The sequence below is a fragment of the Sulfurimonas aquatica genome, from assembly GCF_017357825.1.
Lineage (GTDB): Bacteria > Campylobacterota > Campylobacteria > Campylobacterales > Sulfurimonadaceae > Sulfurimonas > Sulfurimonas aquatica.
In genome coordinates, this window is sequence record NZ_CP046072.1 from 1130029 (window position 1) to 1154976 (window position 24948).

Sequence of the window (24948 nt, forward strand, 5' to 3'; positions counted from 1 at the left end):
AAATCAGATATAGACTAAATAAACTTTAGTCACATAGACTAAATAAACTTGATTCAAACTACTGTTGTTAACTTTTTTTTGTTAGACTTGCGAAAATATAAATAAAAGGAATTAATTATGGCAAAACATCAGTTTCAAACAGAAGCAAATCAAATACTAAACTTAATGATCCACTCACTCTACTCAAATAAAGAGATATTCATTCGTGAGCTAGTTTCAAATGCGTCTGACGCATTAGATAAATTAAATATGTTAGTTTTAACAGATGATAAATATAAAGATGTAGCGTTTAATCCTCGTATTGACATTGTTGCAAATAAAGAAGCAAAAACTTTAACAATTAAAGATTCTGGTATCGGTATGAACGAGGAAGATTTAATGAATAACCTTGGTACTATCGCAAAATCTGGTACTAAAGCATTCTTAGAAAACCTTTCTGGTGATCAAAAAGAGGATTCTAATCTTATTGGTCAGTTCGGGGTTGGTTTTTACGCTTGTTTTATGGTTGCGCATAAAGTTGAAGTTACAACTAAAAAAGCTGGAGAGGATCAAGCATTTTTATGGACAAGTGAAGGTACGGGAGAATTTGAGTTAGAAAATACAACTCAAGATGGACATGGTACTACAATTGTAATGCATTTAAATGATGATGAAGATGAATTTTTAGAAACTTATAGAGTTGAATCAATTATTAAAAAATACTCTAACCATATTCCATTCCCAATTTTTATGGATAAAGAGAAGCATATCCCTGCGGTTATGGATGATGAAGGCAAAGAAGAGTTAGAACCATCAAGAACAGAGATGGAAAATGAACAGATTAACCGTGCAAACGCACTATGGACTATCGCTAAAAAAGACGTGACTGATGATGAGTATAAAGATTTTTACAGCTCAATAGCACACTCTTCTGAAGAGCCATTAACATGGATGCACAACAAAGCTGAGGGTGCAGTTGAATATACTACGCTTTTTTATATTCCAAGTAAAGCTCCTATGGATATGTATAGAGTTGATTATCAAACTGGTATCAAGCTTTATATCAATCGTGTTTTCATTACTGATGATGAAAAAGAACTTATGCCTACATACCTACGTTTCTTACGCGGAGTAATTGATTCTAAAGATTTACCACTTAATGTATCTCGTGAGATTTTACAATCAAACGCAGTAATGAATAAGATACAAAAATCTTCTGTAAAAAAAGTTCTCTCTGAGCTGGCTAAGATGTCTAAAAAAGATTCTGCTAAATATGATGAGTTTTATAAAGAGTTTGGAAATGTTTTAAAAGAGGGTCTATATAGCGATTTTGAAAACCGTGAGAAAATTTTAGAACTTATGAAGTTTAACACTATCAACTCTGATGAAACAGTAATGATAGAAGATTTTGTTAAAAACATAGATGAAGAGAAGAAAGAGATTTACTATATTACAGGTAAGACATCTTTAGCAATGCTTAAAAATTCACCTGCGTTAGAGCGTTTTAAAGCACGTAATATCGACGTACTGGTTCTTAACGAAGAAGTAGACACTATCATCTTCCCAATGGTTACAGACTACAAAGAGTATAAACTCGTTCCTGTTGCTGATGCAAAGTTTGAAGAGAGTGAAGAAGAGAAAAAAGCTGAAGAAGAAGTTGCTAAAACTTATGAAGGACTAGCAAAAGAGTTTAAAGAAGCTCTTGGTGATGCTGTTAAGTCTGTTGAGACTACATCTGAGCTAACTGATTCTCCAGTTGCTATTAAGATAGACAAAGAAGATCCAACTTATATGATGGCTCAAATGATGAAACAGATGGGACAGGGTGGTGACACACCTCCACCCGCTCCAATCTTTATGATTAATCCTAATCATGAGCTTATTAAAAAGTTAAATGATTCATCTGATACAAACCTTGTAAATGATGCAGCACATGTACTTTTAGACCAAGCAAAACTGTTTGATGGGCAGGAGTTAAGTGATACAGCAGACTTTATATCTAGACTTAATCGAATCATTACTAAAGCAATATAATAAAAATTAATGAGTGCTTTTGTAGCACTCATTATAAGTATTAATCCTTTTTCTTAAACAAATCCTTTAATTTATATAAATAATGTTATTTTATAAGCATGAATGAATCTACAATATCTGATAAAAAAAATAAGAGACAAAAGGGTATAGCATCACTAGTTGCTAGATCTAAAAAAGTTTGTAACTCTTTTTTAAAAAATGAATATACTTATTCTGATGCTGAAGCTGTAAGAGAGTTGGGTTTAGACTCAGAACTTATAGCTAGACTCATTGAAGATTATATACAACAGATAATGAGAGCGATAGTGAGTTTTGAAGAGCTTCTGTATGAGCTTCAAAGTGCTAAAGATGCAAAAAAAGAGCTAGATTACACTGAATTTCGTGACTTGGCTCATAAAAACTTAGGAGTGGCACGTAATCTTCGTATTAAAGATGCTGAGATGTTACTTGAAGAGTTAATGAAGAAAGATGACTTAGAGTATCTATTTAGCTGTACTGAGGCACTCTATGCATGCACAATTGTACTAAATCCTGAATGTGCATATGATGCTCTTGCACTCATAGAAGTAAAGAGTTCATTTTAACGATTTTGTAAAGATTGTGAGATAATCTCTAGTTTACCTTTTGCTTTTTTTATAACTACATGTTCTTTCTGTTGAATAGGAAGTGCAAAGGTAAGTAAAATAAAGATAAATGAAAAAACAATTCCACCAAGTATACTAAGTGTCATTTTTAATTTAAAGTCATTCATCTTCAAACCCTCATTTAATTAGAATTTCTTTCGTTGGTCATGTAAACCCAAAACTCTTTATGTGAGAGACCTTTATTTAAAAAGTATAACTGAAGAATTGTTACTCTATAGAGTGTAATTACCATTTTTGCATAGGGTATTAAAAAACTTATTCTAATCATCATAGACTGTTCTTTATCACCTTTTGTCTCTATCATCTCTTTTATACCAATGTTATTACTTAGATAAATACCAAATAACAGAGAAAATAAAAAGTTTAAGATAAGACCAAAAACTATATATGCTACTAAATCTTGTTCAAACATTCCGCCAATCATTATTTTATAATCCTTATATGTAAAAATATTATTATAGCAAACTTATTCATAACTTTTGATTCTATTTTTTGTAAAGAGAGTTCCAAAAGGGATAAGCGAAGCTATAAAAAAGATTATATTTTCTTTAAACGCCCATTTAGTTGTATACCATGCCTGCAGTAGTAATATGCAAAAAAGTACAAACAGTATTCCATGAATCATACCTGCTACTTTTACTGCTTCATTAATGCCAAGTAGATATTTCAAAGGCATGGCAACAAAAACTAGAATTAGATAAGAGTAACCCTCAATACTGTTAATAAGACCAAACTTTTTTACACTCTCTTTTATCATAACTACTCACTTTTTATGGTTTATTTTTAATTTTTGGAAGTATATAATCAAAAAGTAACAATTAGGCCAATTTATAAAAATTATAAATGAGTACAAAACTTTATTTAAACATCTTTATACTATACTAAGACAACAAATTATTGAAAAAGGTGATTTTATGGAAACAAACCTGATATTGGAGGGTTTTAAATTTATGGGGTTAGGAATGGGAACAGTGTTCGTATTTTTAATTATTATGATAATAAGTATGAACATTATGTCAACTATTATCCATAAATTTTTCCCAGAAGTACAACCAAAGCCGGTAGCACCTGCTACACAAAATAAAAATAAAAATGCTAAAGTTATTGCAGCTATCTCTGCAGCAATTTCTCATCATAGACAAGGGTAAGGATTATAATGGCTAAAAAGTTTATAGATGTAATGGATACAACTTTTAGAGATGGATTCCAGTCAGTTTTTGGTGGTCGTGTACTTATGGATGATTTTTTTCCAGCAGTAGAAGCAGCTAAAAAAGCAGGAATAAATCACTTTGAGTTTGGTGGTGGTGCTAGATTTCAATCTCTCTATTTTTACTTAAGAGAAGATGCTTTTGAAATGATGGATAAATTCCGTGCTATTGTTGGACCAGATGCAAACCTTCAAACACTTGCTCGTGGTGTAAATACGGTTATGCTAGATACTGGTTCAAAAGAACTAATAGATCTGCATGCAAAAATGTTTAAAAAACATGGTACAACTACTATTCGTAACTTCGATGCACTTAATGATGTAGAAAATTTAAAATACTCAGGTGAGAGAATCTCTCACCATGGACTAAAGCATGAAGTAGTTGTGACAATGATGGATTTACCACCGGGATGTCATGGAGCTCATGATGTTACTTTTTATGAAAAAACTCTACGTGAGATTTTAGATGCGGGTATTCCATATGATAGTATCTGTTTTAAAGATGCATCTGGTACTTCAAATCCTCAAAAAGTTTTTGAAACTATTAAAATGGCTAGAGGTTTAGTTCCTGAGGGAACACACTTACGTTTACACACTCATGAAACTGCAGGTGTTTCTGTTTCTGCATATATGGCGGCTCTTGAAGCGGGTATTGATGGTATTGATATGGCTGCTGCTCCTGTAAGTGGTGGAACATCACAGCCAGATATTTTAACTATGCTTCATGCAACTAAGGGCATGGATTTTGACCTTGGTGGTTTAGAGATTGGTAAAATATTGACTTATGAAAAAGAGTTACAGCACTGTCTAAGTGATTATTTCATGCCACCAGAAGCAACTATGGTTTCTCCAGTGATTCCATTTTCTCCAATGCCAGGTGGTGCACTTACTGCAAACACTCAAATGATGCGTGATAATGGTATATTAGATAGATTTCCAGAAGTTATTGCAGCTATGCAAGAAGTTGTTGAAAAGGGAGGTTATGGTACTTCTGTAACACCAGTTTCTCAGTTTTATTTCCAGCAGGCACTTAACAATGTAATGCAGGGTCCTTGGAATGCAATAGCACCTGGATATGGAAAAATGGTCCTCGGATATTTTGGTAAAACACCAGTTGCTCCGGATCCAGAAGTTGTAAAAATTGCTGCAGAAAAGTTAGGATTAGAACCTACAACTGAAAAAGCACTTGATTTAGCAGATGCTGATCCAGCTAAATCTCTTCAACATGCTATAGATGAGCTTAAAGCTGCAGATCTTGAAATAACAGAAGAAAATATCTTCATTGCAGCTGCATGTCAAGAAAAAGGTATCGCTTTCCTACAAGGGAAAGGTGAGTTAAATGTTCGTAAAATATCTCAAATGAAAAATGATTGTGAAGGAAGTTCAATGGGTAATGGTAATTATACAGTAGTAGTAAATGGTGAAAAGTTCAGTGTTCAAGTTGCAGAGGGTGATGCAGATATTCAGGTTACAGCGGTAAATGGTGAAATTGCTAAACCTTCTGTTCCAACTGAATCAGCAGCTGGTGACTTAGATGTTAAAGCTCTTCTTCCAGGTAGCGTTTGGAAAATTATTCTTAATCCAGGTGATCAAGTGAATGACGGTGATGTTATTATGATTCTTGAATCAATGAAAATGGAAATTGATGTTGTAGCAACTCAAGCTGGAACTCTTAGATCTATAAATGTGGCTACAAACGACAAGGTTGTAGAAGGCCAAGTAGTAGCAGTAATAGGATAATTATATGAAATTATTTGTATTAAAGTTACTTGCTCTTTTTATGCTTTTTTCTTTCACTAGTGCTTTTGCTAGTGGACATCCGGAAGTAAGCGATGCTACTTCGGCACATAAAGAAGAAAACTACCAAACTAAACCATTCTCAGAAATGATTACTGGTTTTTTAAAGTCGACTGGTGTTGTTGCTATCCTAAGCCCAGATCCAGATGAATTAAGTTCTGATGGTAAACCTATGAGCAACTTTCATAAGGGCTGGGGTCGTGTTTTAATGATTCTGGTTACATTCTTCCTATTTTGGCTAGCAATTAGAAAAGGTTTTGAGCCACTTCTACTTTTACCAATAGCATTTGGTGGGTTGTTAGCAAATATTCCAGTAGCTAATATTGCTGGTGCACATGGATTCCTTGGTGTTATTTATAATATGGGTCTATCAAATGAGATGTTTCCAATCCTTATCTTTATGGGTGTTGGTGCTATGACAGACTTTGGTCCACTTTTATCAAATCCTAAAACAGCACTACTTGGTGGAGCTGCTCAGTTTGGTATATTTGGAACACTTGTTGGTGCAGTTGCACTTTCTCAAGCTGGATTTGTTGATTTTACACTACAACAGGCATCAGCTATTTCAATTATTGGAGGAGCGGATGGTCCGACATCTATCTTTATCGCGACAAAACTTGCTCCTGAACTTTTAGGTGCTATTGCGGTTGCTTCATATAGTTATATGGCTATGGTTCCAATTATTCAACCTCCGATTATGAAAGCACTAACAAGTGATTCTGAGCGTCGTATAAAAATGACTACACTTCGTCATGTGTCGCGTTTAGAGAAGTTAATTTTTCCAGTAATGGTTTTAACTCTTGCTATTATGGTTTTACCAGAGTCAACACCACTTATCGGTGCATTTATGTTTGGTAACTTCTTAAAAGAGTCTAGTGTTGTTGAGCGTTTAAATGATACTCTTCAAAATGCGCTTATAAATACTGTTACTATTTTCTTAGGTCTTGGTGTTGGTTCTAAGCTTGCAGCTGATCAGTTCTTAGTTCCAGATACTATGTTTATCATGGCTCTTGGTATTGTTGCATTCTCAGTTGGTACTGCTTCAGGTGTTATTATGGCTAAGATTATGAACCTATTCCCAGGTAATAAGATTAATCCATTAATTGGTTCAGCAGGTGTATCTGCAGTTCCAATGGCAGCTCGTGTATCAAATAAAGTTGGTATGGAGTATGACCGTACAAATATGCTTCTAATGCATGCAATGGGTCCAAATGTTGCGGGTGTTATTGGTTCAGCCGTAGCAGCCGGTGTACTTATCTCTCTCTTCCAGTAGTTTGGATAGAGTTAGTTGCTAAAATTCAAATAGCGGCGCATCTTCTGCGGCGCTACACTCGTCATGCACATGTGTGCACTTCCTCGTTATGCTACTTGAATCTACACCACTCTTTAAATTTATTCGATTAATTAGTTGTATATAATTTTTTTGAACTGATATGTATATATAAATGAAGTGAGTAAAAGAAAAGAGGGTGTTAACTATTTCATAGTTGAAATAATTAACGGTATTACATTATGACTTTTTGTTTTATCAATAAAGGCATCTGCACCAAGAACTTCTGCTTCGCGTTTATTATTTGCACCTGTCATTGATGAGTTTACTATAATTGGAATATCTTTTGTATGTGGATTTGTTTTTAATCTTTTTATTACAGTAAAACCTGACATCTCAGGCATCTCTATATCTGTAATGATAGCTGGAATATTTTGTGTGTTTTCACCAAGCGCGTCTATATAGTCGATAAGCTTTTGACCATTATTAAATAGTTGCATATTTATATTTGCATTCTTGAAAATCTGAATTAAATGTCTTTGTGCAGTTTTTGAATCTTCTGCTATAAGGACTGTGCCAGTTTTGAGCTTGTCTGGAATATTTAACTCTAAGAGCTCAGTAGTATCTGCTGCTACATCAACCATAGCATGAGGGATAACTTCTGAGAGAAATTTTTCATAATCTAAGATAAGACACAATGATCCATCTTCGAGTCTGGTATCATTCATTACAACGCCATCTTCTTTTAATCTATAACTGTCAGGCGCGTGCATCTCATTCCAGTTTTTCTTGATAACCCTAAACGCAGACATTATTCTAAGACCTATAATTACACCGTTAAAATCACATATGAGAATATTTGATCTATGCACATCTTGTTTATTTAAAACTGTTCCTAGCCATAAGGGAAGGTTGAGTATAGGGATTTGAAGACCACGAAGAAGAATTGTTCCTTCTAGTAGTGGATTTGATGATGGAAGTTGTGTTAGATAGTGGTTCTTAGATTCAACGACTTCACGTGTTTTAAAAACGTTTATTGCATAATATGCAGAATCTTCTTTATCATTTATTCTAAAGACGAGGAGTTGTAGTTCATTGTTTTTTGCTAAGTTAGTAGCAGCATCGACATTATCTAGTACAGACATTACACACCCTTTAATTGTATATCTTGTGATAATACCTGAAATAGAATGAAATATTCTTGAATATTAATAATGTAATGTTAAAATAGTCATATCTATTTTAAAGGTAAAACCACTCTTATGAAATTATTTATACTTATCTTATTAACTACGTCAGCTCTTTTTAGTAATGTTTATTATTCAAAAGTTGAGCCTTATGAGATACGAAATATCTCTTCAAACGTTACGGGAGTGGTTAGATCAGTAAAAGAGCATTTACTTGGTAAAAAGCTCTCAAGTAGAACTTATATAGAGATTGATTCTGAATTAGATACAGAAGAATTAAATGCTATAAAAAATAAGATTGGCTACTTAAAGAGTACCTTAAACTCAAACGAAAGTATTTTGAAAAACTTAGATGAGTCTCTTGTAAGAAAACGAGACAATTATGCCAAAGTCAAAGAGTTGAAAATAAAGTCTAGCGTTGAAAAAGATAGAGAGTTTTATGATCTAATTAACAGTGAAAACTCTTATCTTTCTACGCTAAAAGAGATAAACTCTTTGAAGATTCAAATATCTGATCTTGAACTGCGAAGAGCTCAACTACAAAGAAGCATAAAAGATAAAAACTTAGTTGCACAGGGTTATACTCTCTACTCACTAAATGTAAAAGTTGGACAAGTTGTAACTCCTTCTACTCCACTAGCAACAGTTGTAGATACGTCAAAGGCCATACTTACAATATATCTTAATCAAGAAGATGTTTTAAGTGCGAGAAAAACTACTATTTACATTGATGGAGAAAAAACAGATTATAAAATTGATAGACTTTTGAGTATTGCAGATAGTAAAAACATATCCAAATATATGGCTCAAATAGTTGTTAAATCACCAAGGTTGTTCTCAAAGTTGGTAAAAGTAGAACTCAAGTCAAAGTAGATGCAAGATAATCTTACTGCTTGTCCACTAGATTGCTATGATGCTTGTGGTATTGAGTATGATAAGGGCAGATTAAAAGGAGTCCGTAGTGGCCTTACACATGGCTTTTTATGCCAACATTTAAATCATTACTCAAAATTTTCTAGAATTTTATCACCGCGTTATAGAGGTGAGAGTATCAGTATGGATGAGGCACTTTTTAAGTTAAAAGGGATGCTGCTAGATACTCCTAAAAAAGAGATACTTCACTATAGGAGTAGTGGAAATTTTGGTTTAATGCAAGAGGTGAGCGATCATTTTTTTGCTTCTTTAGGAGCTACTTTAACAAATGGTTCTCTATGTGATGGCGCAGGAGAAGCTGGTATAGTTAAAGGTCGTGGAAGTAATAAAAATATGCCAATAGATGAGATGAGTAAATCTGATGTAGTAATTGTCTGGGGAAGAAATCCACATGTTACATCTTCACATCTTTTACCTATAATAAAAAATAAAAAACTTATTGTCATTGATCCCATTAAAACAACTATAGCAACACAGGCTGATATATTTATACAGATAAAACCTCACTGTGATAGCTACTTGGCAATGATATTAACAAAGTTTTCATTTCTCAACAAGTTATTTGATGAAGAGTATTTAAACAAGTATGCTAGTAAATATAAAGAGTATTATCAGCAACTTGAAAATATAGATCTACTTAGTACACTTGATTATATTGGAGTTACTTTAGAGCAGATTGAGAATATTTACACTTTAATACAGAGTAAAAAAGTAGCTATTGTGACAGGTGTTGGTATTCAAAAGTATAAAGATGGTGCAGATACTACTCACTCTATTGATGCATTGGCGACAGTTCTTGGGCTTTTTGGTAGAGAAGGATGTGGCGTGAGTTATCTTGGCAACTCCAAAGAGGCTATAAACTCTCCATTTATGACTCAATCTCGAAGAGTCTCAAAGGTAAATACTCCTTTTAATGAGTTTAAAACAGTTTTTATTCAAGCTGCAAATCCCCTTTGTCAAATGCCAGATACTCATAGAGTAAAGAGCACACTTTCATCTACTCAAAACATTATCTATTTTGGACTTTATGAAAACGAGACAAGTGATGTAGCTGACCTAGTTATTCCCGCTAAAAACTTTCTAGAAAAAAGTGATATAAGAACTTCTTACTCTCATAATAATATGATGATGATGCAAAAACAATATGAAAGCGAAATAGGCATAAGTGAATATGACTTAGTAAGCTATCTATGTCATGCATTTAAGATAGATTTTAAGGACGAGGCAGAATATATAAAGCATTTTATGAATTTTAGCAAGATTAACGGGGATACTTTAAAGGTATCAAATAGAGAAGAGATACCATACACTAATGGATTTGATACCGATGATAGGGAGTTTAATTTTCCAGAAAAACTAGAGATAGCTAAAGAGTCTAAAGACGGTTTTTATCTTATATCTTGTAAAAGTCCAAAAAGTCTAAACTCACAGTTTAAACGCGAAGAGTTTGTCTATCTTCATAGCTCACATGATTTCCTTGAAAATGAGCAAGTGAAACTCTCCTCAAAACAAGGCAGCGTAACTCTTAAAGTCAAGCATAACGACAACTTAAGAAGAGACTCTATATTAGTCTATAGCGGGACGATGGGAGTGAATAATTTAACATGCTCTGAACATTCTTCTGAGGGTAAAAATGCAATTTATCAAGAAAACAGAGTTCAGATAAGTAAATGCTAGTATTAATGTTATAATTTAAAAAATAAAAGGTGTAATCATGAAAAAAATCGTTTTAATAGTCTCTATGTTTTTCGCTATAAGTTTGTCGGCTAATATGTTAAGTAGTTATACTCAACATGAGTGTCGCAAAGCAGTTAATGACTATTCTAAAGAGTGTATGGCTGGAAATATGGACGCATGTTACAACCTTGGATACATGCATAGTAAAGGAAGATGTGTAAACTTTGATTATGATTTAGCAAATAAATTATACACAGATGCTTGTAATAATAAACATGCACAATCATGTACAAACTTGGGAATTATGTATGAGTATTCTCAAGGTGCTCATAAAGATGACTATCACTCTGCTGTTTTGTATAACAGAGCATGTCAACTTGGAGATACTTCAGGTTGCTACAATCTCGCAGTTATGAATTATAATGGTCGGGGTATACGAAAAGATAGAGCTCAAGCCTCTCGTTTATATGACAAGGCGTGTAGAGCAAATAACTACCAGGCTTGTTATAATTTAGCTGAGATGTATAGAAAAGGTAGAGGTGTAGTTGAAGATAAGAAGTATGCTAAAACACTCTATGAAAGATCATGCAATATAGGATATAAAAGTGCTTGTAGCAAGGTTAGAAGACTTGTTGACGAAGGTATAAAATAGACCTAAAATATAATTTTAAAATAATGGAAAGAGAATGAATACGAAAGAGCTAGATAAAAAGTATGTTTTACAGACTTATGGTCGTGTGGACGTTGAGTTTGTTAGCGCTAAAAACGCAACTTTAAAAGATATAAATGATAAACAATATATCGATTTTACATCAGGTATAGGCGTTGTAAGTGTTGGCCATGCAAATGAGAGAGTAAATAGTGCAATCTCAAAGCAACTCTCAAACATAACACATATCTCAAATCTATACTACATAGAACCACAAGCTCGAGCAGCTCAAAAGGTGGTAGAGGCTAGTGGTTATGATATGGCGTGTTTTTTTGGAAACAGTGGTGCTGAAGCAAATGAGGGAGCTATTAAGATAGCAAGAAAACATGGTGAACGCGATGGAAAGATTAAACGCTATAAAATTATTACACTACAGCACTCATTTCATGGGCGTACTATCACAACTGTAAAAGCTACGGGACAAGAAGCTATGCATAACTATTTTGGGCCATTTCCCGATGGTTTTGTTTATGCAAATGGAATAGATGAGATAGAAGCTCTACTTGATGACCATACTGCTGGCGTTATGATAGAACTTATTCAAGGCGAAGGTGGCGTTGAGCCTCAAGATAAACAAAAAGTGCAAGCTCTAGCAAAACTTTTAAAAGAGAAACATATACCACTAATAGTAGATGAAGTTCAAACCGGAGCATATAGAACTGGAGAGTTTACGGCTTCTCAAGTTTATGAAATTGAACCCGAAATCATTACTTTGGCAAAAGGCGTTGGAGGGGGTATCCCAGTAGGCATCGTTATGACGAGTTTGAAAGAGGTTTTATGTCCTGGCGACCATGGTTCTACCTTTGGTGGAAACTATTTAAGTTCAACCGCGGTTTGTGAGGTTGTAGATATTTTAAATGAGAAAAAGGCGAGTGGAGAACTTGAGAAAACTTCACAATACTTTAATCAAGAGCTAGAGAAATTTTATGTTTCAAATAAAGCTATTTTCACTCAAAAAGTAGGCATAGGAATGATGTGTGGGCTTCGTGTTAAGGATGCTGATACTTTGAGTAAGGTTATAAATACAGCAAGAGAAAATGGAGTTATGCTTCTTAAAGCGGGAAGAAATACTCTACGTTTTTTACCACCACTTACAATTACAAAAGAGGAAATTGATGAAGGTTTTAAATCTCTCGTTAGCACTATGGCTTCTATCTAGTTCACTCCTACTCTCTAGAGAAAAAAGTAGTAATTTAGATGAATATATATCAGAATATAAAAAAGAGCAGTTTAAGTATGACTATCAAAAAAATGAAGCGGAGGCATCTAAACTTCATGATTCTTGGATAGCTCCACTTCAAGTGACTTATACTAACTCGAGAAGTAAACCGGGAGATAAAGAACTTTCTAATGAAAATGCGGCTATTAAAATGGATCAGCCTATTTTTCAAAGTGGTGGAATTTACTACGGAATAAAGTTTGCAAATGCAAGTAAACTATACTCTAATTACTCTATAGATGTTGCAAAGAAAAAGATGATTAAAGAGACCGTAGCGACTTTAATGCAAATCAAACAGAGTAAGCTAAGAGAAGAAGCACAAAAACTAAAAATTAAAAATTCGCAAATGAACTTAGAACAGAAAAAAGAGCAGTACTTAAGTGGACAACTTGATTCTGGATTTTTAGATGATGCTATCATTCAAAGAAACATTGTTGTACAAGCACTTTATGATATTCAGACAACAAAAGAGAAACTAATAAATAAGTTTAACTCTTTGAGTGATTTAGATTATAAAAATACTTCCATACCGCATCTTGAGCTTTTAGATAAAGAAAATTTTCTCAAATACAATATCGTTCTTAAACAAAATGAAGCAGAGATTGAAAAAACTAAGTATTACAAAGATGTAACTGTTGCAAAGTATCTACCAAGAGTTAATTTTACTGCAGGATATACTTGGTCAAACAATGAGCAATTTATATCAAATACTTTTGTTGTTAAAAATGAACTTTCATATTATAACTACGGAGTAAGAGCTTCTATGGCTTTAGATATTAATGCTTTTAGAGATGTAGAATCAGTTAAAGTCGATTATCTAAAAGCACAAGTGGTAAAAAAAGATAAACAACGCGAACTCAATGAACTTTTTAAACAAGTTATGCATAACATAGAAAATTTTGATAAAAAAATTGCCTTGAGTAATGATAATAAAAATCTCTACTCAAAACTTTTAGAAGATACTAATGAACTCTATAAGGCTGGATATAAAACAGAGTATGATGTAAAAACACTTGAAAACTCTTTAGATATGCAAGCCATAGATACTAAAATATATGAGATAGATAAGCAGTTAGAACTACTAACTCTTTATGAGATGTATGTTAATGAAATTTAGTAAATATATGACTGAGTGGTTGTATGGTAACGATGGTTACTATGCAAGTTATAAAAGCATAGGTAAAAGTGGTGATTTCTACACGGCTGTAAGTACAAGTAAATTCTTTGGTGGAACAATTGCAAAGCATATCATCTCCTTAGTTGATGAAGGTTTTTTACTTCCTAACGCAACTATCTGTGAGATAGGTGCGCATCATGGCTACTTTCTTGCGGATGTTTGTGAGTTTATCTATACCTTAAGACCAGTACTACTTTCAAGCTTTAATTTTGTAATCATTGAGCGTTTTGATGATCTGCAAAACCATCAAAAAGAGTACTTTAAAGACTCTTTTGGAGATGTTGTAAAGTTGACTCATTATAAATCACTAAGTGAACTACAGTGTGAGAATGCTTTTTTTATAGCAAATGAGATTTTTGATGCTTTTCCTTGTGAACTCTACTACAAAGGTAAATCGGCTAGAGTTGATGGACATAATGTAGAGTTTGATGTAGAAGATGAGTGGGTAGAAAGTAAGGCTAAGAAGTATCACAAAGATAGAGGTGAGATAGCCATAGGGTATGAAGAGTTCGCATTAGAGATGGCTGCTGCTGCTAAAAAGTTTGAGTTTATGAGTTTTGATTATGGTGAGATGCAGGCTCGTCCCGATTTTTCTCTGCGTGTATATACAAAACATAAAGTGATTCCCTTCTTTTTAGAAGAAGATAAAGAGGACTTTGTTAAACGCGAAGAGCTATTTGCTAAAAGTGATATTACCTATGATGTTACATTTGCACATGTAAAAGATGCCTATGCAGAAGCAGGAATAGAGTTCCTTGAGTTAAAGGCTCAGATGGTTGCCTTGGTCGATATGGGAATTTTAGAGCTCTTAGAGATTTTAAAAGAGAATGTCGATGAAAAAATTTATAAACAAGAACTCGAGAAGGCAAAGATGCTTATAATGCCTAACTTTTTGGGTGAGAGATTTAAAATGATTCGATTTAGAAAACTATAGTGTGTACAATAATAGTAATATATAAAGTTTAAACTATATCTTTTGCTTTATGAAGATATTTAATCTATAATGTATAAATAGATAAAAAAGGTAATTAATGAAGATACTTATACTTGATGCAAGTGAATTGTCTCGAGATAGAACAGAAAAGCTTTTATGTAGCATGGGTGTTTTATGTAGCGATATATACACATTTGATAATGGTGAAGATGCACTTGAATTTATTGATGACTATAGTGTAGATTTACTTTTTTCTTCATTGGAATTATCAAAAATGGACGGTGTCTCTTTTGCCGATATATTTCTTCATAAGTTTCCAAATATGGTTTCAAGGCTTTTTATTACTTCATCATCTCAAGGGGGTGAAAGCTTTCAAGAGGTAAAAGAGGTTGGTGCTAAAAGATTTATAAAAAAGCCAATTGATGAGAAGTATTTTCAACATTTTATTTCAAAAGAGATAGATAAAATAAGAATTAAAAATAAAGTGAAAGTTTAGAGTTACGAAAAACTTATAATACTAGATGCTCTAAAGGGCACCTAGCATTGAAATAAGTTCTTCTGGTCTATTTGAATTTTTAATAGCATTCTCTTTAGAAATAATATTTTTCTGAAGTAGATCTATAAGTATCTGTGTTTGAGTAGACATATGTGTTTCTGTTTGGTTAAGTTGCATTTGTGAGTAGAGCTGGTGAACTTTATCTTCTCTAATCTGATTTTGAATAGCTGGATTTGTGATGAGAATTTCCTGTGTTGCTACCTTTCCCCCACCAACTTTTGGTATAAGTGTTTGAGAAATTACAGCTATCAGTGAGGATGCAAGTTGTGCTCTAACTTGAGCTTGAGCATCTCCATCAAAAACATCGATAATACGGTTAATGGTTCCAGGAGCCGAGTTTGTATGCAGCGTACCAAAAACTAAGTGACCAGTCTCTGCAGCGGTTAGTGCAGCACCAATAGTCTCAGCATCCCTCATTTCTCCAATAAGTATGATATCAGGATCTTGTCTCAAAGAGTATTTAAGAGCCGCGGCAAATGACTTAGTGGTACTTCCAACGTCACGTTGTGAAAAAAGAGATTTTATGTTCTTATGAACAAATTCCACCGGATCTTCTACAGTGATAATATGACGGCGTTCTGTTAAGTTTATCTCGTGAAGCATAGATGCAAGTGTTGTTGATTTACCACTTCCTGTTGGTCCTGTAACAAGTATGAGACCTTTTTCTTTTTTAATAAGTTCTTTAAAAATAGGGGGATTTCCATACTCATCAAGTGTTGGAATATCTATTGGAATCATACGAAATGCACAAGCTATACCATGAATAGTTCGGTAGTAGTTTGCACGAAAACGTCCAATGTCTTTTAATTCAAATGAGAAGTCAAGTTCATTCTCTTCTTCAAATATCTTCTTCTGTTTATCTTCAATAAGAGAGTATGCCATAGTCTCAATATCATTTGCATCCATTACAGGAAGGTTAAGGGCACGAAGCTCTTTATCTATTCTGATTTGGGGTTCACTTCCAACAACGAGGTGCAGGTCAGATGAGTCAAACGCTAAAACACTCTTTAGTAGTTTTTGGATGTCTAAACGCTTCTTTGTCCCAGCTTCTGGTATCTCTTCACTCATAGAAAACTCCTTTGGTAAATATCATCTTTATAGCCTACTAATAGGCTTCCATTAAACTCGACTACTGGTCTTTTAATTAACAAGTTTTCTTTACAAAGCCAACCTTTTTGCTCATCTTCATTAAGATTCATCTCTTTAAGTTTTAAGTTTCTGTATGTAGTACTTCTAGAGTTAAAGAGTGTCTTCATATCTGTCTTCTCTAACCACTCAGAAATTTTTTCACAAGGAAGCGGTTCTGACTTAAAATCGAAAAGTTCATACTCTAAGTTATTTTTTTTGAAAAATGAGAGAGCTTTTTTTACACTATCACAATTTTTTATGCCGTAAACTTTTATCATATCTTTTGTTACTCTATTATTTTTGGAACTATAAAGAAGTGGTCTGCGCTATTTGGAGCATTATTTAAAATGTCGTCATTTATCTGTGTGCTTGAAGAGACTTTATCCGCGCGTAGTGGAGTTGCATTATCATTCATTGCAAACTTTTCATCTACTCCATCAGTATCTAACTCACTTAAGTTATCTACAAAGTTAACTATCTCAGTAAGTTCTGAAATAATCTCTTCGCGTTTATCTTCACTAACTTTTAAAAAAGATAATTTTTCTAATCTTGATAGTAGTGCATCATCAACTTGCATGTTAATATCCTATAGTAATTTGGTTTATTTTAATAAATTTTATCATATAAAACTTAGTATAAGAGAGGTATTTGATAAAACTTTAACAAAATATGCGATAATATTGTGAACTTTTTATAATATGACAAAACAAGGATAATTTTTGAGTTTAAAAAATGATATTGAGATGGTAAAAGAAGAACTGACTTCAGAAGAGAAGTTTTTTGAAAAAGCTGTAGTTACTGAAAAGTTTGTAAAAAAATATAAAAACTTAATGATAGGTTCCGTTGTTGTTATTGTCCTTCTTGTTGCTGGAAACATAACTTATACTATAAACAAACAAAATACTATAGATGCGGCTAATGAAACATTAGAAGAGCTACAAAAAGATACTACTAATCAGACTACGTTAGCAAGACTAAACTCTTTAAGTCCAGCGCTTCATGACGTATGGGTTTACTCTCAAGCAGTTGCTAGTGAAGATTTAAACACTTTAGATACTCTTAAAGATTCAAAAGCAGCTTTAGTTGCAGATTTGGCATCTTACACTCTTGCTCAAAGTTCAAACGATCTTTCAAAACTAGAAGCTTATTCTTTAAAAGAGAATGCGATATATAAAGATTTAGCTCGTGTTCAAGCGGCAGTTTTACTTTTAAATAGTGGAAAAATAGATGAAGCTCATAGTAAACTAAGTATGATTAGTATCGATTCTGCTCTTTCAAAAACTGCTACTGCTCTAATGCACTACGGAGTTAAGTAGTATTGAAATACTTATATTTTATCGCTCTTGTACCTGTAGTTTTTTTCTCTGCATGTAGCACTAAAGAGGTCTATGAACCTAAGCAAGTAGCATCAGAGTGGAAAAGTCATAACAGATATAAAAATCAGATAATAGACACATCGGCAAATGTGGCACTTTTAGAAGATATGAGTGTTTTAACTGCGAGTGGCAATTTAAAAGTAGATATTAATGCTTCACATAGATTGATATCTCAGAGTGATGGGTGGATTATAACAGCTTCTATAGATGGTGATTTGCTTCTTACTTCTAAGGATGATTCATCTAAAGTTAAGAGCTTTAACCTTAAAAAAACCGTTGCTGGTGCGAGTGTAAACGCAGATGATTTAGCAGTGATTTTTGCTGATAATGAAATTGCAATTTATGATATACCTACAAAAGAACTCCTCTTTAAAGAGCAAGGCGCAAAGTATTTAGCGGCTGATTCAAGAATTGTAAATCCCCATTTTATGAAAGAGTTAGTACTTTTTTCAACCCTTGATGGTAAGGTTATCATCGTAAACAATACCCTCAAAAAGAGACTAAGAACTGTCATAGTATCTTCAGAAGACAGCTTTAACAATGTTATTGCATTAGCAATAGTAGATAATAAAATCATAGCGAGTACTGGCTATAAGCTTCTTTCCATGAGTCAAAAAGAAATCCGTGCAAAGTACGAGATACGAAACGTCACTAATGATGAAAATAGCATTTTTATAGCAACAAAGCAGGGCGAAATTATCTCTTTAACTCCTGACTTACAAGTAAACTCAAAAGTAAAACTTCCATTTGCACATTTCTATGGAATCATATCAAGCGGAGATAAACTCTATGTACTTGAAAAAGAGGGTTATCTAATAGTTGTTGATAAAAAGAGTTTTGAGTACACTGTACATGAAGTAGATTTTGATGATGGTCTGGTCTTCACTGCAGATAGTGCTTTTTATGTAAATGATAAGAAGATTTCTATAGAGTAATGTCTAACGAGCTTGAGGCATTTTTAGAGTATATAAGTGTAACAAAGGCTCTTAGTAAAAAAAGTGTAGAGGCATATAAAAGTGACTTGAGCCAAATAGAAGAAACTTTAGCTAAGCCACTCATAACATTAGAATCACATACTCTCCTTTCAACTCTTTCTATCTACAAAAATAAACGCACACTCAACAGAAAACTCTCATCAGTAAATGCCTTTTTTGAATTTTGCTATAAACAACACTTCTCCTCACAAGTAACAAAACTAAAGTTTGCAAAGATACCTAAACTTCTTCCAAAGTTTCTCTCTTATAAAAAGATACAAGAGGGCTTATCTCTCATCGATAGGTCTACATGGATAGGACAACGCGACTATGCATTAATCCTTTTTTTGTATGCAAGTGGAGCGAGGATAACAGAGTGTTTAGAGTTGAGTCGTGGTGATATAGAGGGAGAGTGGTTACATATCAGACATGCTAAGGGTGATAAAGAACGCATCGTCCCCCTAGCAAAACTTGCAAAAAAAGAGATAGATATTTACTTAAATATGTCAGGATTTGATAAAGAATTTATCTGGTGCAATTACAAGGGTAGTAAACTAAGTCGTATTTCAGCATATAAGATAACACAGAAGTATTTGGGAGTATCTCCTCATATTCTTCGTCACTCTTATGCAACCTCACTCATTACAGGTGGGGCTGATTTAAGGGTTGTTCAAGAACTTTTAGGGCACTCTTCGCTTTTAACAACCCAGATATATACACACATACAAAAACAAGATTTAAAAGAGACTGTAGAGGTTTGTCACCCTATGGCCAAGGAGAGATTATGAATGAAGTAAAAAACAAAATATTTTCATACCCTTTTTTAAGTTCTCTTTTTTATATGCAAAATAAATGGCATCAGCATGGTGTACTTATACATACACTCCGCGTTACTTATTACACTCTCAAAGCTGGCGATTTTAAGTTTTTAGCAGCTGGCTTACTTCATGACGTTGGCAAGCCATTTACCGCGTTTAAAAAAGATAAAGAGGATCACGAGTTTCATGAGTGGAGTTTTACCGACCATGAAGAGAGAAGTTACCAAATAATAAAAAATTGGCCTTTTGTAAGTGAATATACTAAAGATATAGTGCGTTATCACTATCTTATAAGAGATATTAAAAAGTCTAAAAAAGAGAACCTCAAAAGATATGCACAAAAGCAAGAGATTTGGGATACGCTCGAAGAAGAGATAAAAAATGATTTAGCACAGTTTTTAGTTTATGATGACATGGGCAAAGGTAAAAAACGTAGAGAATAGTATGAACTTACTTACTTTTACAAATTATGAAGTTTATGAGTATATAATTACTACTAAGAATGGATTACTTAAATAGGTAATTTTTTAATAGAGTTACATTGTAGGAAGATTTATGAAAAGTTCAATGATAGATAGTATAAAGTCCCTCCCTCCACTTTCTAAAACAATTATGGATATCAATAGAGTATATGCAAATGAAGATGCGAGCATAAATGATTTAGTTAAAGTGCTAGAGCATGACCCAATGATAGTTGCCAATCTCTTAAAAACAGCAAACTCTCCTCTTTACTCGTTTGGAAAAGAGATTAAAAATGTGGCTCATGCAGTCTCTCTTTTTGGGATGAGCATGACTCGCTCTATAGCTCTTGGAAACTCTGTAAGAAAACTTTTAAATGTAGATATGCAACCTTATGGCATTACAAGTGACGACTTTGCTAACATAGCATCAAAACAGGCGGCACTTATCTTTAGCTGGTATAAGAAGGTTGATAAGTCTAAAGCTGATGAGCTCTACTTGGCAGCTTTTTTACAAGAGACTGGAAAGATCATCATCTCAAGTGATGTTATACAAGAGGATGAGGCTACAAGCTTTGAATCTGAAATAGAGTTTGCTAATAATATAGCAGATGTTGAACGCGCTTATGTTGAAGTGAGTAGTGCCGAAGTTACTGCTGAAGTTTTTCAACACTGGAACTTTTCAAATCATTTTGTTGAGATGATACGCTATGCAGATAAACCAGAAGATGCTCCCCAAGAGATTAGAGAGTACTCTATGGCACTCCATATTGTAAAGACTGCTGTCTCTATAAATAAGCCTCTTGATGAGCAATCAATCAACTTTGCACTTAGAAAGGCACGAGATGCTGGATACGACCATGAGCTACTTGAAGACTCTATAGATGAAATGTTAGATAATATACAAGGATAGTAATGAGTAAAACAGTTACCATAATAGACACCTTTGGCTTTTTCTTTAGAAGCTTTTATGCCCTTCCACAACACCTAAAAAATAAAGATGGTTTTCCAACAGGACTTTTAACTGGTTTTACAAACTTTATCTCGACTCTTCAAAAAGAGCATGACAGTGATTACATCATCTTTGCTATTGACACGAAGGGAAATACTTTTAGAAATGAGATAGACCCTAACTATAAGGCAAATAGAAGTGCACCGCCACCGGAGCTCTCTATGCAACTCCCTGTAGCTATAGAGTGGATAGATAAGATGGGTTATAAAACTCTTGGTATGAGTGGGTATGAAGCGGATGATATGATAGCAACTGTGACATACCTAGCAAAAGAGCAGGGACATAAAGTAAGAGTAGTATCTCACGATAAAGATCTTTATCAGCTCATAGATGATGATAGAGTGACTATAGTCGATGCCATTAAACGCAAAAGCGTAAATGAAGCAGCTTGTTATGAGAAGTATGGTGTTACGCCGAGCCAATTTATAGATTATCAGTCAATACTAGGGGATAGTGCGGATAACGTTCCTGGCGTTAAGGGAATAGGTAAGGTTGGAGCTGAAAAACTTTTAAAAGAGTTTGAAACGCTTGATAAGATTTATGAAAACCTTGAAAGCATAAAGGGTGCTAACCAGAAAAAACTCATAGAGTCTAAAGAGCAAGCTTATATGTCCAAAGAGCTCGTAACTCTTAAGCACGATGTATTTGACACTATAGACTTTGAAGAGTATAAAATGGATATTGAAAATCCATTTTTAAATATCTATGACGAGCTGGTTCAGTATGAGCAAAACGCGGTTCTTCGCGTTCTTCACGCTAAAAATATGGTGAGTGATGAAGATCAAAAAAGCGCCATTGCCAATGTGATGCCAGATGAGATGCAAATGCCACAGTTGGACTTTAAAGCTACACTAATTACCGATGTTACAATTTTAAATAAAATACTAGATAAACTCACACCAGATACAGTGGTGGCGTTTGATACAGAGACGACAGGTTTAGAGTATGACAAAGATAAGCTCGTTGGTTTTAGTTTTTGTACGGATGAGAAAGAGGCATTTTATGTTCCCTTTGCTCACTTTTATCTTGGAGTGCCTGAGCAAATTAGTGAAGAAGATATAAAAGTCGCTATTAGAAAAATCTTCAACTCAAAAGTAGTTGGGCATAACATCAAGTTTGATATGCACTTTGTAAGTAGGTTTTTAGAAGATGACACTCTTGAAGTTTATGCCGATAGTATGATTTTAGCTTGGCTGATAAACTCTGAGTCTGCACTCTCTCTTGATAAACTCAGCGATAAGCTCTTAGGCCATGAGATGGTGGCGTTTAAAGATACTGTCAAAAAGGGTGAAACATTTGCTGGAGTAGAACTTGAAGACGCTTGTAAGTATGCTGCTGAAGATGCTTTTATAACTGCAAAACTTTATAATCTTTTTCTACAGAAGTTAGAACTTCAAGACGCTATGCATCTTATTGAAGAAGCAAGGGATGTTGAGTTTCCTTTTATTAAAACACTCCTTACAATGGAGAAAGAGGGGATAGAAGTAGATAGTGCATTTTTAGAAGAGTTTTTGGTTGAGGTCAAGGCTACTCTATCATCTCTTACTAGCTCTATCTATGAGCTTGCAGGAACTGAGTTTAACATCAACTCGACAAAACAACTCGGCGTTATACTTTTTGAAACGCTAGAGTTACCTGTTGGAAAGAAAACAAAAACAGGTTACTCAACAGACGAGAAGGTTTTAAGTGGTCTTAAAGACGCTCATAAAATCATTCCTAAACTTTTAGAGTATCGCGAGGTTTATAAACTTTTCTCAACTTACATTGAGCCACTACTAAAGCTTAGTCGTGAGAGTAGTAGAAGTCGTATTCACACCTCTTTTGTTCAAACGGGAACTGCAACGGGGCGTTTAAGCTCTAAAAATCCAAATCTGCAAAACATTCCAACGCGAACACCACTTGGCGCAAAAATCCGTCAGGCGTTTGTAGCGGGTAAGGGCAAGAAACTTATAGGGATAGATTATTCTCAGATAGAGTTGCGTTTACTTGCACACTTCTCAGAAGATAGCGTTTTAGTGGATGCCTTTAAAAACGACAAAGACATTCACCTCCAAACCGCCATAGTGCTTTTTGGTGAAGAAGACGCTCCTAGCAAGCGCTCAGTGGCAAAAACTGTAAACTTTGGACTTCTGTATGGAATGGGACAAAAAAAGCTTTCAGACACTCTTAAAATCACTACTAAAGAGGCAAAAGAGATAATAGAGAAGTATTTCGAATCTTTTCCTACGGTAAAGACATATTTTCGCTCTATAGTTGACCGTTCTAAAGAGTATGGCTACATCGAGACGCTCCTTAAACGCCGTCGTTATTTTGACTATGAAAATGCAACACCAATGTTTAGAGCGGCATATGAGAGAGAGTCTGTAAACTCTGTTTTTCAAGGAAGTGCGTCTGACCTTATAAAGCTAAGCATGAACAAAATTCATCAAGTGATAGAAGAGGAAGAACTTAACGCGACTATGCTTTTACAAATTCATGATGAACTTATCTTTGAAGTAAATGCTGAGGAAGCTGATATGTTGGGAGATAAGTTCCGTGCTATCATGGAAGGCATTATGGAGTTAAACATTCCACTTAAAGCGAGTCTCAACATTGGCGATAACTGGAGTGAGTTGAAGTAGTTTTACTTCTTCGTCATGTTGTAGATAAAACTAAAAACTTCGGCAATAGCCTTATACATCTCAGCTGGGACTTCTCTATCTAAGTCAACTTTAGAGAGAAGTTCCACTAAATCTTCATCTTTTTTTATCGGTATGTCATTCTCTTTTGCAATTTTTATGATTGTCTGCGCAGTGTGACCTTCACCTTTAGCAGTTACTTTTGGAGCTGAGCTTACAGAGGCGTCATATTTTAACGCGACCGCTTTTTCTTTTATCTCTTTAACTTCAATATCTTTCACGCTTTTACCTCAAATCCAAGAGCTATGCTTGAGTGTGCGTCTTCATATGCAGGTGCTTCATCCTCAACAAAACGAATGGAAGAGGGGTTGATTCCTACATCAAGTAGTTGGCGTTTAAGTTGCGGCAAGTTTTCTTGCAATAGTTTTTTAAGAGCGCTATTTTGCGTGTTGATATTCATACTGAGTTGATTTGTCTCAAACATTCCTAAACGCAGTTTAATCTCTCCGTATTCTTTTAGTTTTAGCTCTATATCGCAGAAGAATTTATCCTCTTTAGCCGTTTTTATATTGATGCTTCCCTCTTCTAATGCATCCCAAGAGTATGGAAGATACAAAGATGAAGAGTCGTTTAAATGCGATAGGAGTTGATGATAGTCTATCTGCAGAGTTAGCTTATCTATCTGTTTTAAAAGTTCCTGTTTGTTTGGGTGCGTAGAGCTACTTAACTCCTCTTGTGTTTTAAGAAGTACCGCTTTTAAATCATGTGAGAGAAGCTCTTTTATTTGAACTCCTGAGAGTGTTTTATCTAGGTGTTTTATCTTAGACTCTAAGAAAACCCCAGAGTTTTCAATCTTTGACTTAAGACCTTTTTCATCTATATTTTTTATGTCGCTGAGCATTGTTTGGAGCAGTTTTTCTAGTGGCAGTGGATTTTTATCTTGCTTTAGTAGTGCGAGCAGCTCTTTTAAGTTATTTGCTCCATTGCCTATCTCTTTAAGAGTAGGGTTGTTTTTGACTAAGGAGAGCAGTAACTTATTTTGTGATTCATCATTTGCGCTATCTTTTAGTATGCTTGAGAGTAGTGATTTTAACTCTTTTCCCTCAGAGAGTTTTGCAAGTTCTTTTGGCGAAGCGTCTTTTATGACTTCACTCAGCGCCTTGTTTGTATTTGGCAAGAGGATGTTAAGCGTCTGCTTTGTATCTATACCTACCATAAAGCCCTCTTTGTAAATTTTAAAT

General features: G+C 34.2%; 27 protein-coding genes. 18 read left to right on the forward strand and 9 right to left on the reverse strand.

The window, feature by feature from the left end; translation table 11 throughout:
- The first annotated feature begins 117 nt into the window (after window positions 1-117).
- Together htpG and GJV85_RS05455 are read left to right on the forward strand one after the other, a co-directional pair.
- A complete protein-coding gene (htpG, locus tag GJV85_RS05450) occupies window positions 118-2013 on the forward strand; it encodes a molecular chaperone HtpG (RefSeq protein ID WP_207562854.1) in 1896 nt (631 codons plus the stop codon).
- Between the two features lie 98 nt (window positions 2014-2111).
- Window positions 2112-2597, forward strand: a complete 486-nt coding sequence (locus GJV85_RS05455) for a hypothetical protein (protein WP_207562855.1) — start codon at window positions 2112-2114, stop codon at window positions 2595-2597.
- On the opposite strand, the gene GJV85_RS05460 is transcribed toward GJV85_RS05455, so the two are convergent.
- The 3 genes from GJV85_RS05460 to GJV85_RS05470 are packed head-to-tail and all read right to left on the reverse strand — an operon-like array spanning window position 2594 to window position 3414.
- Window positions 2594-2764 (reverse strand): hypothetical protein, encoded by a 171-nt coding sequence (locus GJV85_RS05460; protein WP_207562856.1) that lies wholly within the window; start codon window positions 2762-2764, stop codon window positions 2594-2596. The genes GJV85_RS05455 and GJV85_RS05460 overlap by 4 nt on opposite strands.
- Before the next feature lie 14 nt (window positions 2765-2778).
- Entirely contained in the window at window positions 2779-3081 is a 303-nt protein-coding gene (locus GJV85_RS05465; RefSeq protein WP_207562857.1) for a hypothetical protein, read from the reverse strand.
- 42 nt (window positions 3082-3123) lie between these two features.
- A complete protein-coding gene (locus GJV85_RS05470) occupies window positions 3124-3414 on the reverse strand; it encodes a DUF3817 domain-containing protein (RefSeq protein WP_207562858.1) in 291 nt (96 codons plus the stop codon).
- Window positions 3415-3571: 157 nt separating this feature from the next.
- Between GJV85_RS05470 and GJV85_RS05475 the strand changes: the two genes are divergently transcribed.
- The 3 genes from GJV85_RS05475 to GJV85_RS05485 are packed head-to-tail and all read left to right on the forward strand — an operon-like array spanning window position 3572 to window position 6934.
- Window positions 3572-3805: an OadG family protein gene (locus tag GJV85_RS05475; RefSeq protein WP_207562859.1), complete on the forward strand. Its 234-nt coding sequence runs from the start codon at window positions 3572-3574 to the stop codon at window positions 3803-3805.
- Between the two features lie 8 nt (window positions 3806-3813).
- On the forward strand, window positions 3814-5604 hold the full coding sequence (locus GJV85_RS05480; protein ID WP_207562860.1) for a biotin/lipoyl-containing protein: 1791 nt from the start codon (window positions 3814-3816) through the stop codon (window positions 5602-5604).
- 4 nt (window positions 5605-5608) lie between these two features.
- Complete coding sequence (locus GJV85_RS05485; RefSeq protein ID WP_207562861.1) at window positions 5609-6934, forward strand: sodium ion-translocating decarboxylase subunit beta; 1326 nt, start codon at window positions 5609-5611, stop codon at window positions 6932-6934.
- Window positions 6935-7137: 203 nt separating this feature from the next.
- Here the strand turns inward: GJV85_RS05485 and GJV85_RS05490 are convergent, their stop codons facing one another.
- Window positions 7138-8076 (reverse strand): chemotaxis protein, encoded by a 939-nt coding sequence (locus tag GJV85_RS05490; RefSeq protein WP_207562862.1) that lies wholly within the window; start codon window positions 8074-8076, stop codon window positions 7138-7140.
- A 117-nt stretch (window positions 8077-8193) separates the two neighbouring features.
- On the opposite strand from GJV85_RS05490, the gene GJV85_RS05495 reads away from it, so the two are divergent.
- The 7 genes from GJV85_RS05495 (at window position 8194) to GJV85_RS05525 (ending at window position 15263) form a co-directional block, all read left to right on the forward strand.
- A complete protein-coding gene (locus GJV85_RS05495) occupies window positions 8194-8991 on the forward strand; it encodes an HlyD family secretion protein (protein ID WP_207562863.1) in 798 nt (265 codons plus the stop codon).
- Window positions 8992-10728, forward strand: coding sequence for a molybdopterin-dependent oxidoreductase (locus GJV85_RS05500; protein WP_207562864.1), 1737 nt, complete (start codon window positions 8992-8994; stop codon window positions 10726-10728). It begins immediately after the preceding gene.
- 37 nt (window positions 10729-10765) lie between these two features.
- Window positions 10766-11380, forward strand: a complete 615-nt coding sequence (locus GJV85_RS05505) for a tetratricopeptide repeat protein (protein WP_207562865.1) — start codon at window positions 10766-10768, stop codon at window positions 11378-11380.
- A gap of 34 nt (window positions 11381-11414) precedes the next feature.
- Window positions 11415-12596 carry an aminotransferase class III-fold pyridoxal phosphate-dependent enzyme gene (locus GJV85_RS05510; RefSeq protein WP_207562866.1) on the forward strand — a complete coding sequence of 394 codons (1182 nt, stop codon included), beginning with the start codon at window positions 11415-11417 and terminating at the stop codon, window positions 12594-12596.
- Complete coding sequence (locus GJV85_RS05515) at window positions 12553-13773, forward strand: TolC family protein (protein WP_207562867.1); 1221 nt, start codon at window positions 12553-12555, stop codon at window positions 13771-13773. The genes GJV85_RS05510 and GJV85_RS05515 overlap by 44 nt, the downstream gene beginning before the upstream one ends.
- Window positions 13763-14767: an SAM-dependent methyltransferase gene (locus GJV85_RS05520; protein ID WP_207562868.1), complete on the forward strand. Its 1005-nt coding sequence runs from the start codon at window positions 13763-13765 to the stop codon at window positions 14765-14767. The genes GJV85_RS05515 and GJV85_RS05520 overlap by 11 nt, the downstream gene beginning before the upstream one ends.
- A 97-nt stretch (window positions 14768-14864) precedes the next feature.
- Window positions 14865-15263 carry a response regulator gene (locus tag GJV85_RS05525; protein WP_207562869.1) on the forward strand — a complete coding sequence of 133 codons (399 nt, stop codon included), beginning with the start codon at window positions 14865-14867 and terminating at the stop codon, window positions 15261-15263.
- 30 nt (window positions 15264-15293) lie between these two features.
- On the opposite strand, the gene GJV85_RS05530 is transcribed toward GJV85_RS05525, so the two are convergent.
- Genes GJV85_RS05530 through gatC form a run of 3 tightly spaced genes read right to left on the reverse strand, consistent with a single transcriptional unit; the run spans window position 15294 to window position 17028 of the window.
- Complete coding sequence (locus GJV85_RS05530; RefSeq protein ID WP_207562870.1) at window positions 15294-16391, reverse strand: type IV pilus twitching motility protein PilT; 1098 nt, start codon at window positions 16389-16391, stop codon at window positions 15294-15296.
- Window positions 16388-16729, reverse strand: a complete 342-nt coding sequence (locus GJV85_RS05535; RefSeq protein WP_207562871.1) for an arsenate reductase family protein — start codon at window positions 16727-16729, stop codon at window positions 16388-16390. The genes GJV85_RS05530 and GJV85_RS05535 overlap by 4 nt, the downstream gene beginning before the upstream one ends.
- 8 nt (window positions 16730-16737) lie before the next feature.
- Complete coding sequence (gene gatC, locus GJV85_RS05540; RefSeq protein WP_207562872.1) at window positions 16738-17028, reverse strand: Asp-tRNA(Asn)/Glu-tRNA(Gln) amidotransferase subunit GatC; 291 nt, start codon at window positions 17026-17028, stop codon at window positions 16738-16740.
- 142 nt (window positions 17029-17170) lie between these two features.
- On the opposite strand from gatC, the gene GJV85_RS05545 reads away from it, so the two are divergent.
- The 6 genes from GJV85_RS05545 to polA all read left to right on the forward strand — a co-directional run bounded on the left by GJV85_RS05545 (window position 17171) and on the right by polA (window position 23710).
- Entirely contained in the window at window positions 17171-17767 is a 597-nt protein-coding gene (locus GJV85_RS05545; protein WP_207562873.1) for a hypothetical protein, read from the forward strand.
- A 2-nt stretch (window positions 17768-17769) separates the two neighbouring features.
- Entirely contained in the window at window positions 17770-18762 is a 993-nt protein-coding gene (locus GJV85_RS05550; protein WP_207562874.1) for a hypothetical protein, read from the forward strand.
- Window positions 18762-19589, forward strand: a complete 828-nt coding sequence (locus GJV85_RS05555; RefSeq protein WP_207562875.1) for a tyrosine-type recombinase/integrase — start codon at window positions 18762-18764, stop codon at window positions 19587-19589. The genes GJV85_RS05550 and GJV85_RS05555 overlap by 1 nt, the downstream gene beginning before the upstream one ends.
- On the forward strand, window positions 19586-20062 hold the full coding sequence (locus GJV85_RS05560) for an HD domain-containing protein (protein ID WP_207562876.1): 477 nt from the start codon (window positions 19586-19588) through the stop codon (window positions 20060-20062). The genes GJV85_RS05555 and GJV85_RS05560 overlap by 4 nt, the downstream gene beginning before the upstream one ends.
- Window positions 20063-20174: 112 nt before the next feature.
- Window positions 20175-20990: an HDOD domain-containing protein gene (locus GJV85_RS05565; RefSeq protein WP_207562877.1), complete on the forward strand. Its 816-nt coding sequence runs from the start codon at window positions 20175-20177 to the stop codon at window positions 20988-20990.
- Between the two features lie 2 nt (window positions 20991-20992).
- Window positions 20993-23710 carry a DNA polymerase I gene (polA, locus tag GJV85_RS05570; RefSeq protein ID WP_207562878.1) on the forward strand — a complete coding sequence of 906 codons (2718 nt, stop codon included), beginning with the start codon at window positions 20993-20995 and terminating at the stop codon, window positions 23708-23710.
- A gap of 2 nt (window positions 23711-23712) precedes the next feature.
- On the opposite strand, the gene GJV85_RS05575 is transcribed toward polA, so the two are convergent.
- Together GJV85_RS05575 and fliK are read right to left on the reverse strand one after the other, a co-directional pair.
- Entirely contained in the window at window positions 23713-23979 is a 267-nt protein-coding gene (locus GJV85_RS05575; protein WP_242689865.1) for an EscU/YscU/HrcU family type III secretion system export apparatus switch protein, read from the reverse strand.
- 5 nt (window positions 23980-23984) lie between these two features.
- Window positions 23985-24923, reverse strand: coding sequence for a flagellar hook-length control protein FliK (gene fliK, locus GJV85_RS05580; RefSeq protein ID WP_207562879.1), 939 nt, complete (start codon window positions 24921-24923; stop codon window positions 23985-23987).
- Window positions 24924-24948 lie beyond the last annotated feature (25 nt).

Bases quoted from the DNA above. Each gene is read 5' to 3' on its own strand.
- htpG (WP_207562854.1), top strand. From the start codon at position 118: ATGGCAAAACATCAGTTTCAAACAGAAGCAAATCAAATACTAAACTTA.
- GJV85_RS05490 (WP_207562862.1), bottom strand. From the start codon at position 8,076: ATGTCTGTACTAGATAATGTCGATGCTGCTACTAACTTAGCAAAAAAC.
- GJV85_RS05560 (WP_207562876.1), top strand. From the start codon at position 19,586: ATGAATGAAGTAAAAAACAAAATATTTTCATACCCTTTTTTAAGTTCT.
- GJV85_RS05480 (WP_207562860.1), top strand. From the start codon at position 3,814: ATGGCTAAAAAGTTTATAGATGTAATGGATACAACTTTTAGAGATGGA.
- GJV85_RS05510 (WP_207562866.1), top strand. From the start codon at position 11,415: ATGAATACGAAAGAGCTAGATAAAAAGTATGTTTTACAGACTTATGGT.
- GJV85_RS05525 (WP_207562869.1), top strand. From the start codon at position 14,865: ATGAAGATACTTATACTTGATGCAAGTGAATTGTCTCGAGATAGAACA.
- GJV85_RS05520 (WP_207562868.1), top strand. From the start codon at position 13,763: ATGAAATTTAGTAAATATATGACTGAGTGGTTGTATGGTAACGATGGT.
- fliK (WP_207562879.1), bottom strand. From the start codon at position 24,923: ATGGTAGGTATAGATACAAAGCAGACGCTTAACATCCTCTTGCCAAAT.
- GJV85_RS05515 (WP_207562867.1), top strand. From the start codon at position 12,553: ATGAAGGTTTTAAATCTCTCGTTAGCACTATGGCTTCTATCTAGTTCA.
- GJV85_RS05555 (WP_207562875.1), top strand. From the start codon at position 18,762: ATGTCTAACGAGCTTGAGGCATTTTTAGAGTATATAAGTGTAACAAAG.
- GJV85_RS05460 (WP_207562856.1), bottom strand. From the start codon at position 2,764: ATGAATGACTTTAAATTAAAAATGACACTTAGTATACTTGGTGGAATT.
- GJV85_RS05530 (WP_207562870.1), bottom strand. From the start codon at position 16,391: ATGAGTGAAGAGATACCAGAAGCTGGGACAAAGAAGCGTTTAGACATC.
- GJV85_RS05495 (WP_207562863.1), top strand. From the start codon at position 8,194: ATGAAATTATTTATACTTATCTTATTAACTACGTCAGCTCTTTTTAGT.
- GJV85_RS05470 (WP_207562858.1), bottom strand. From the start codon at position 3,414: ATGATAAAAGAGAGTGTAAAAAAGTTTGGTCTTATTAACAGTATTGAG.
- GJV85_RS05455 (WP_207562855.1), top strand. From the start codon at position 2,112: ATGAATGAATCTACAATATCTGATAAAAAAAATAAGAGACAAAAGGGT.
- GJV85_RS05500 (WP_207562864.1), top strand. From the start codon at position 8,992: ATGCAAGATAATCTTACTGCTTGTCCACTAGATTGCTATGATGCTTGT.
- GJV85_RS05505 (WP_207562865.1), top strand. From the start codon at position 10,766: ATGAAAAAAATCGTTTTAATAGTCTCTATGTTTTTCGCTATAAGTTTG.
- GJV85_RS05485 (WP_207562861.1), top strand. From the start codon at position 5,609: ATGAAATTATTTGTATTAAAGTTACTTGCTCTTTTTATGCTTTTTTCT.
- GJV85_RS05565 (WP_207562877.1), top strand. From the start codon at position 20,175: ATGAAAAGTTCAATGATAGATAGTATAAAGTCCCTCCCTCCACTTTCT.
- polA (WP_207562878.1), top strand. From the start codon at position 20,993: ATGAGTAAAACAGTTACCATAATAGACACCTTTGGCTTTTTCTTTAGA.
- GJV85_RS05465 (WP_207562857.1), bottom strand. From the start codon at position 3,081: ATGATTGGCGGAATGTTTGAACAAGATTTAGTAGCATATATAGTTTTT.
- GJV85_RS05475 (WP_207562859.1), top strand. From the start codon at position 3,572: ATGGAAACAAACCTGATATTGGAGGGTTTTAAATTTATGGGGTTAGGA.
- gatC (WP_207562872.1), bottom strand. From the start codon at position 17,028: ATGCAAGTTGATGATGCACTACTATCAAGATTAGAAAAATTATCTTTT.
- GJV85_RS05535 (WP_207562871.1), bottom strand. From the start codon at position 16,729: ATGATAAAAGTTTACGGCATAAAAAATTGTGATAGTGTAAAAAAAGCT.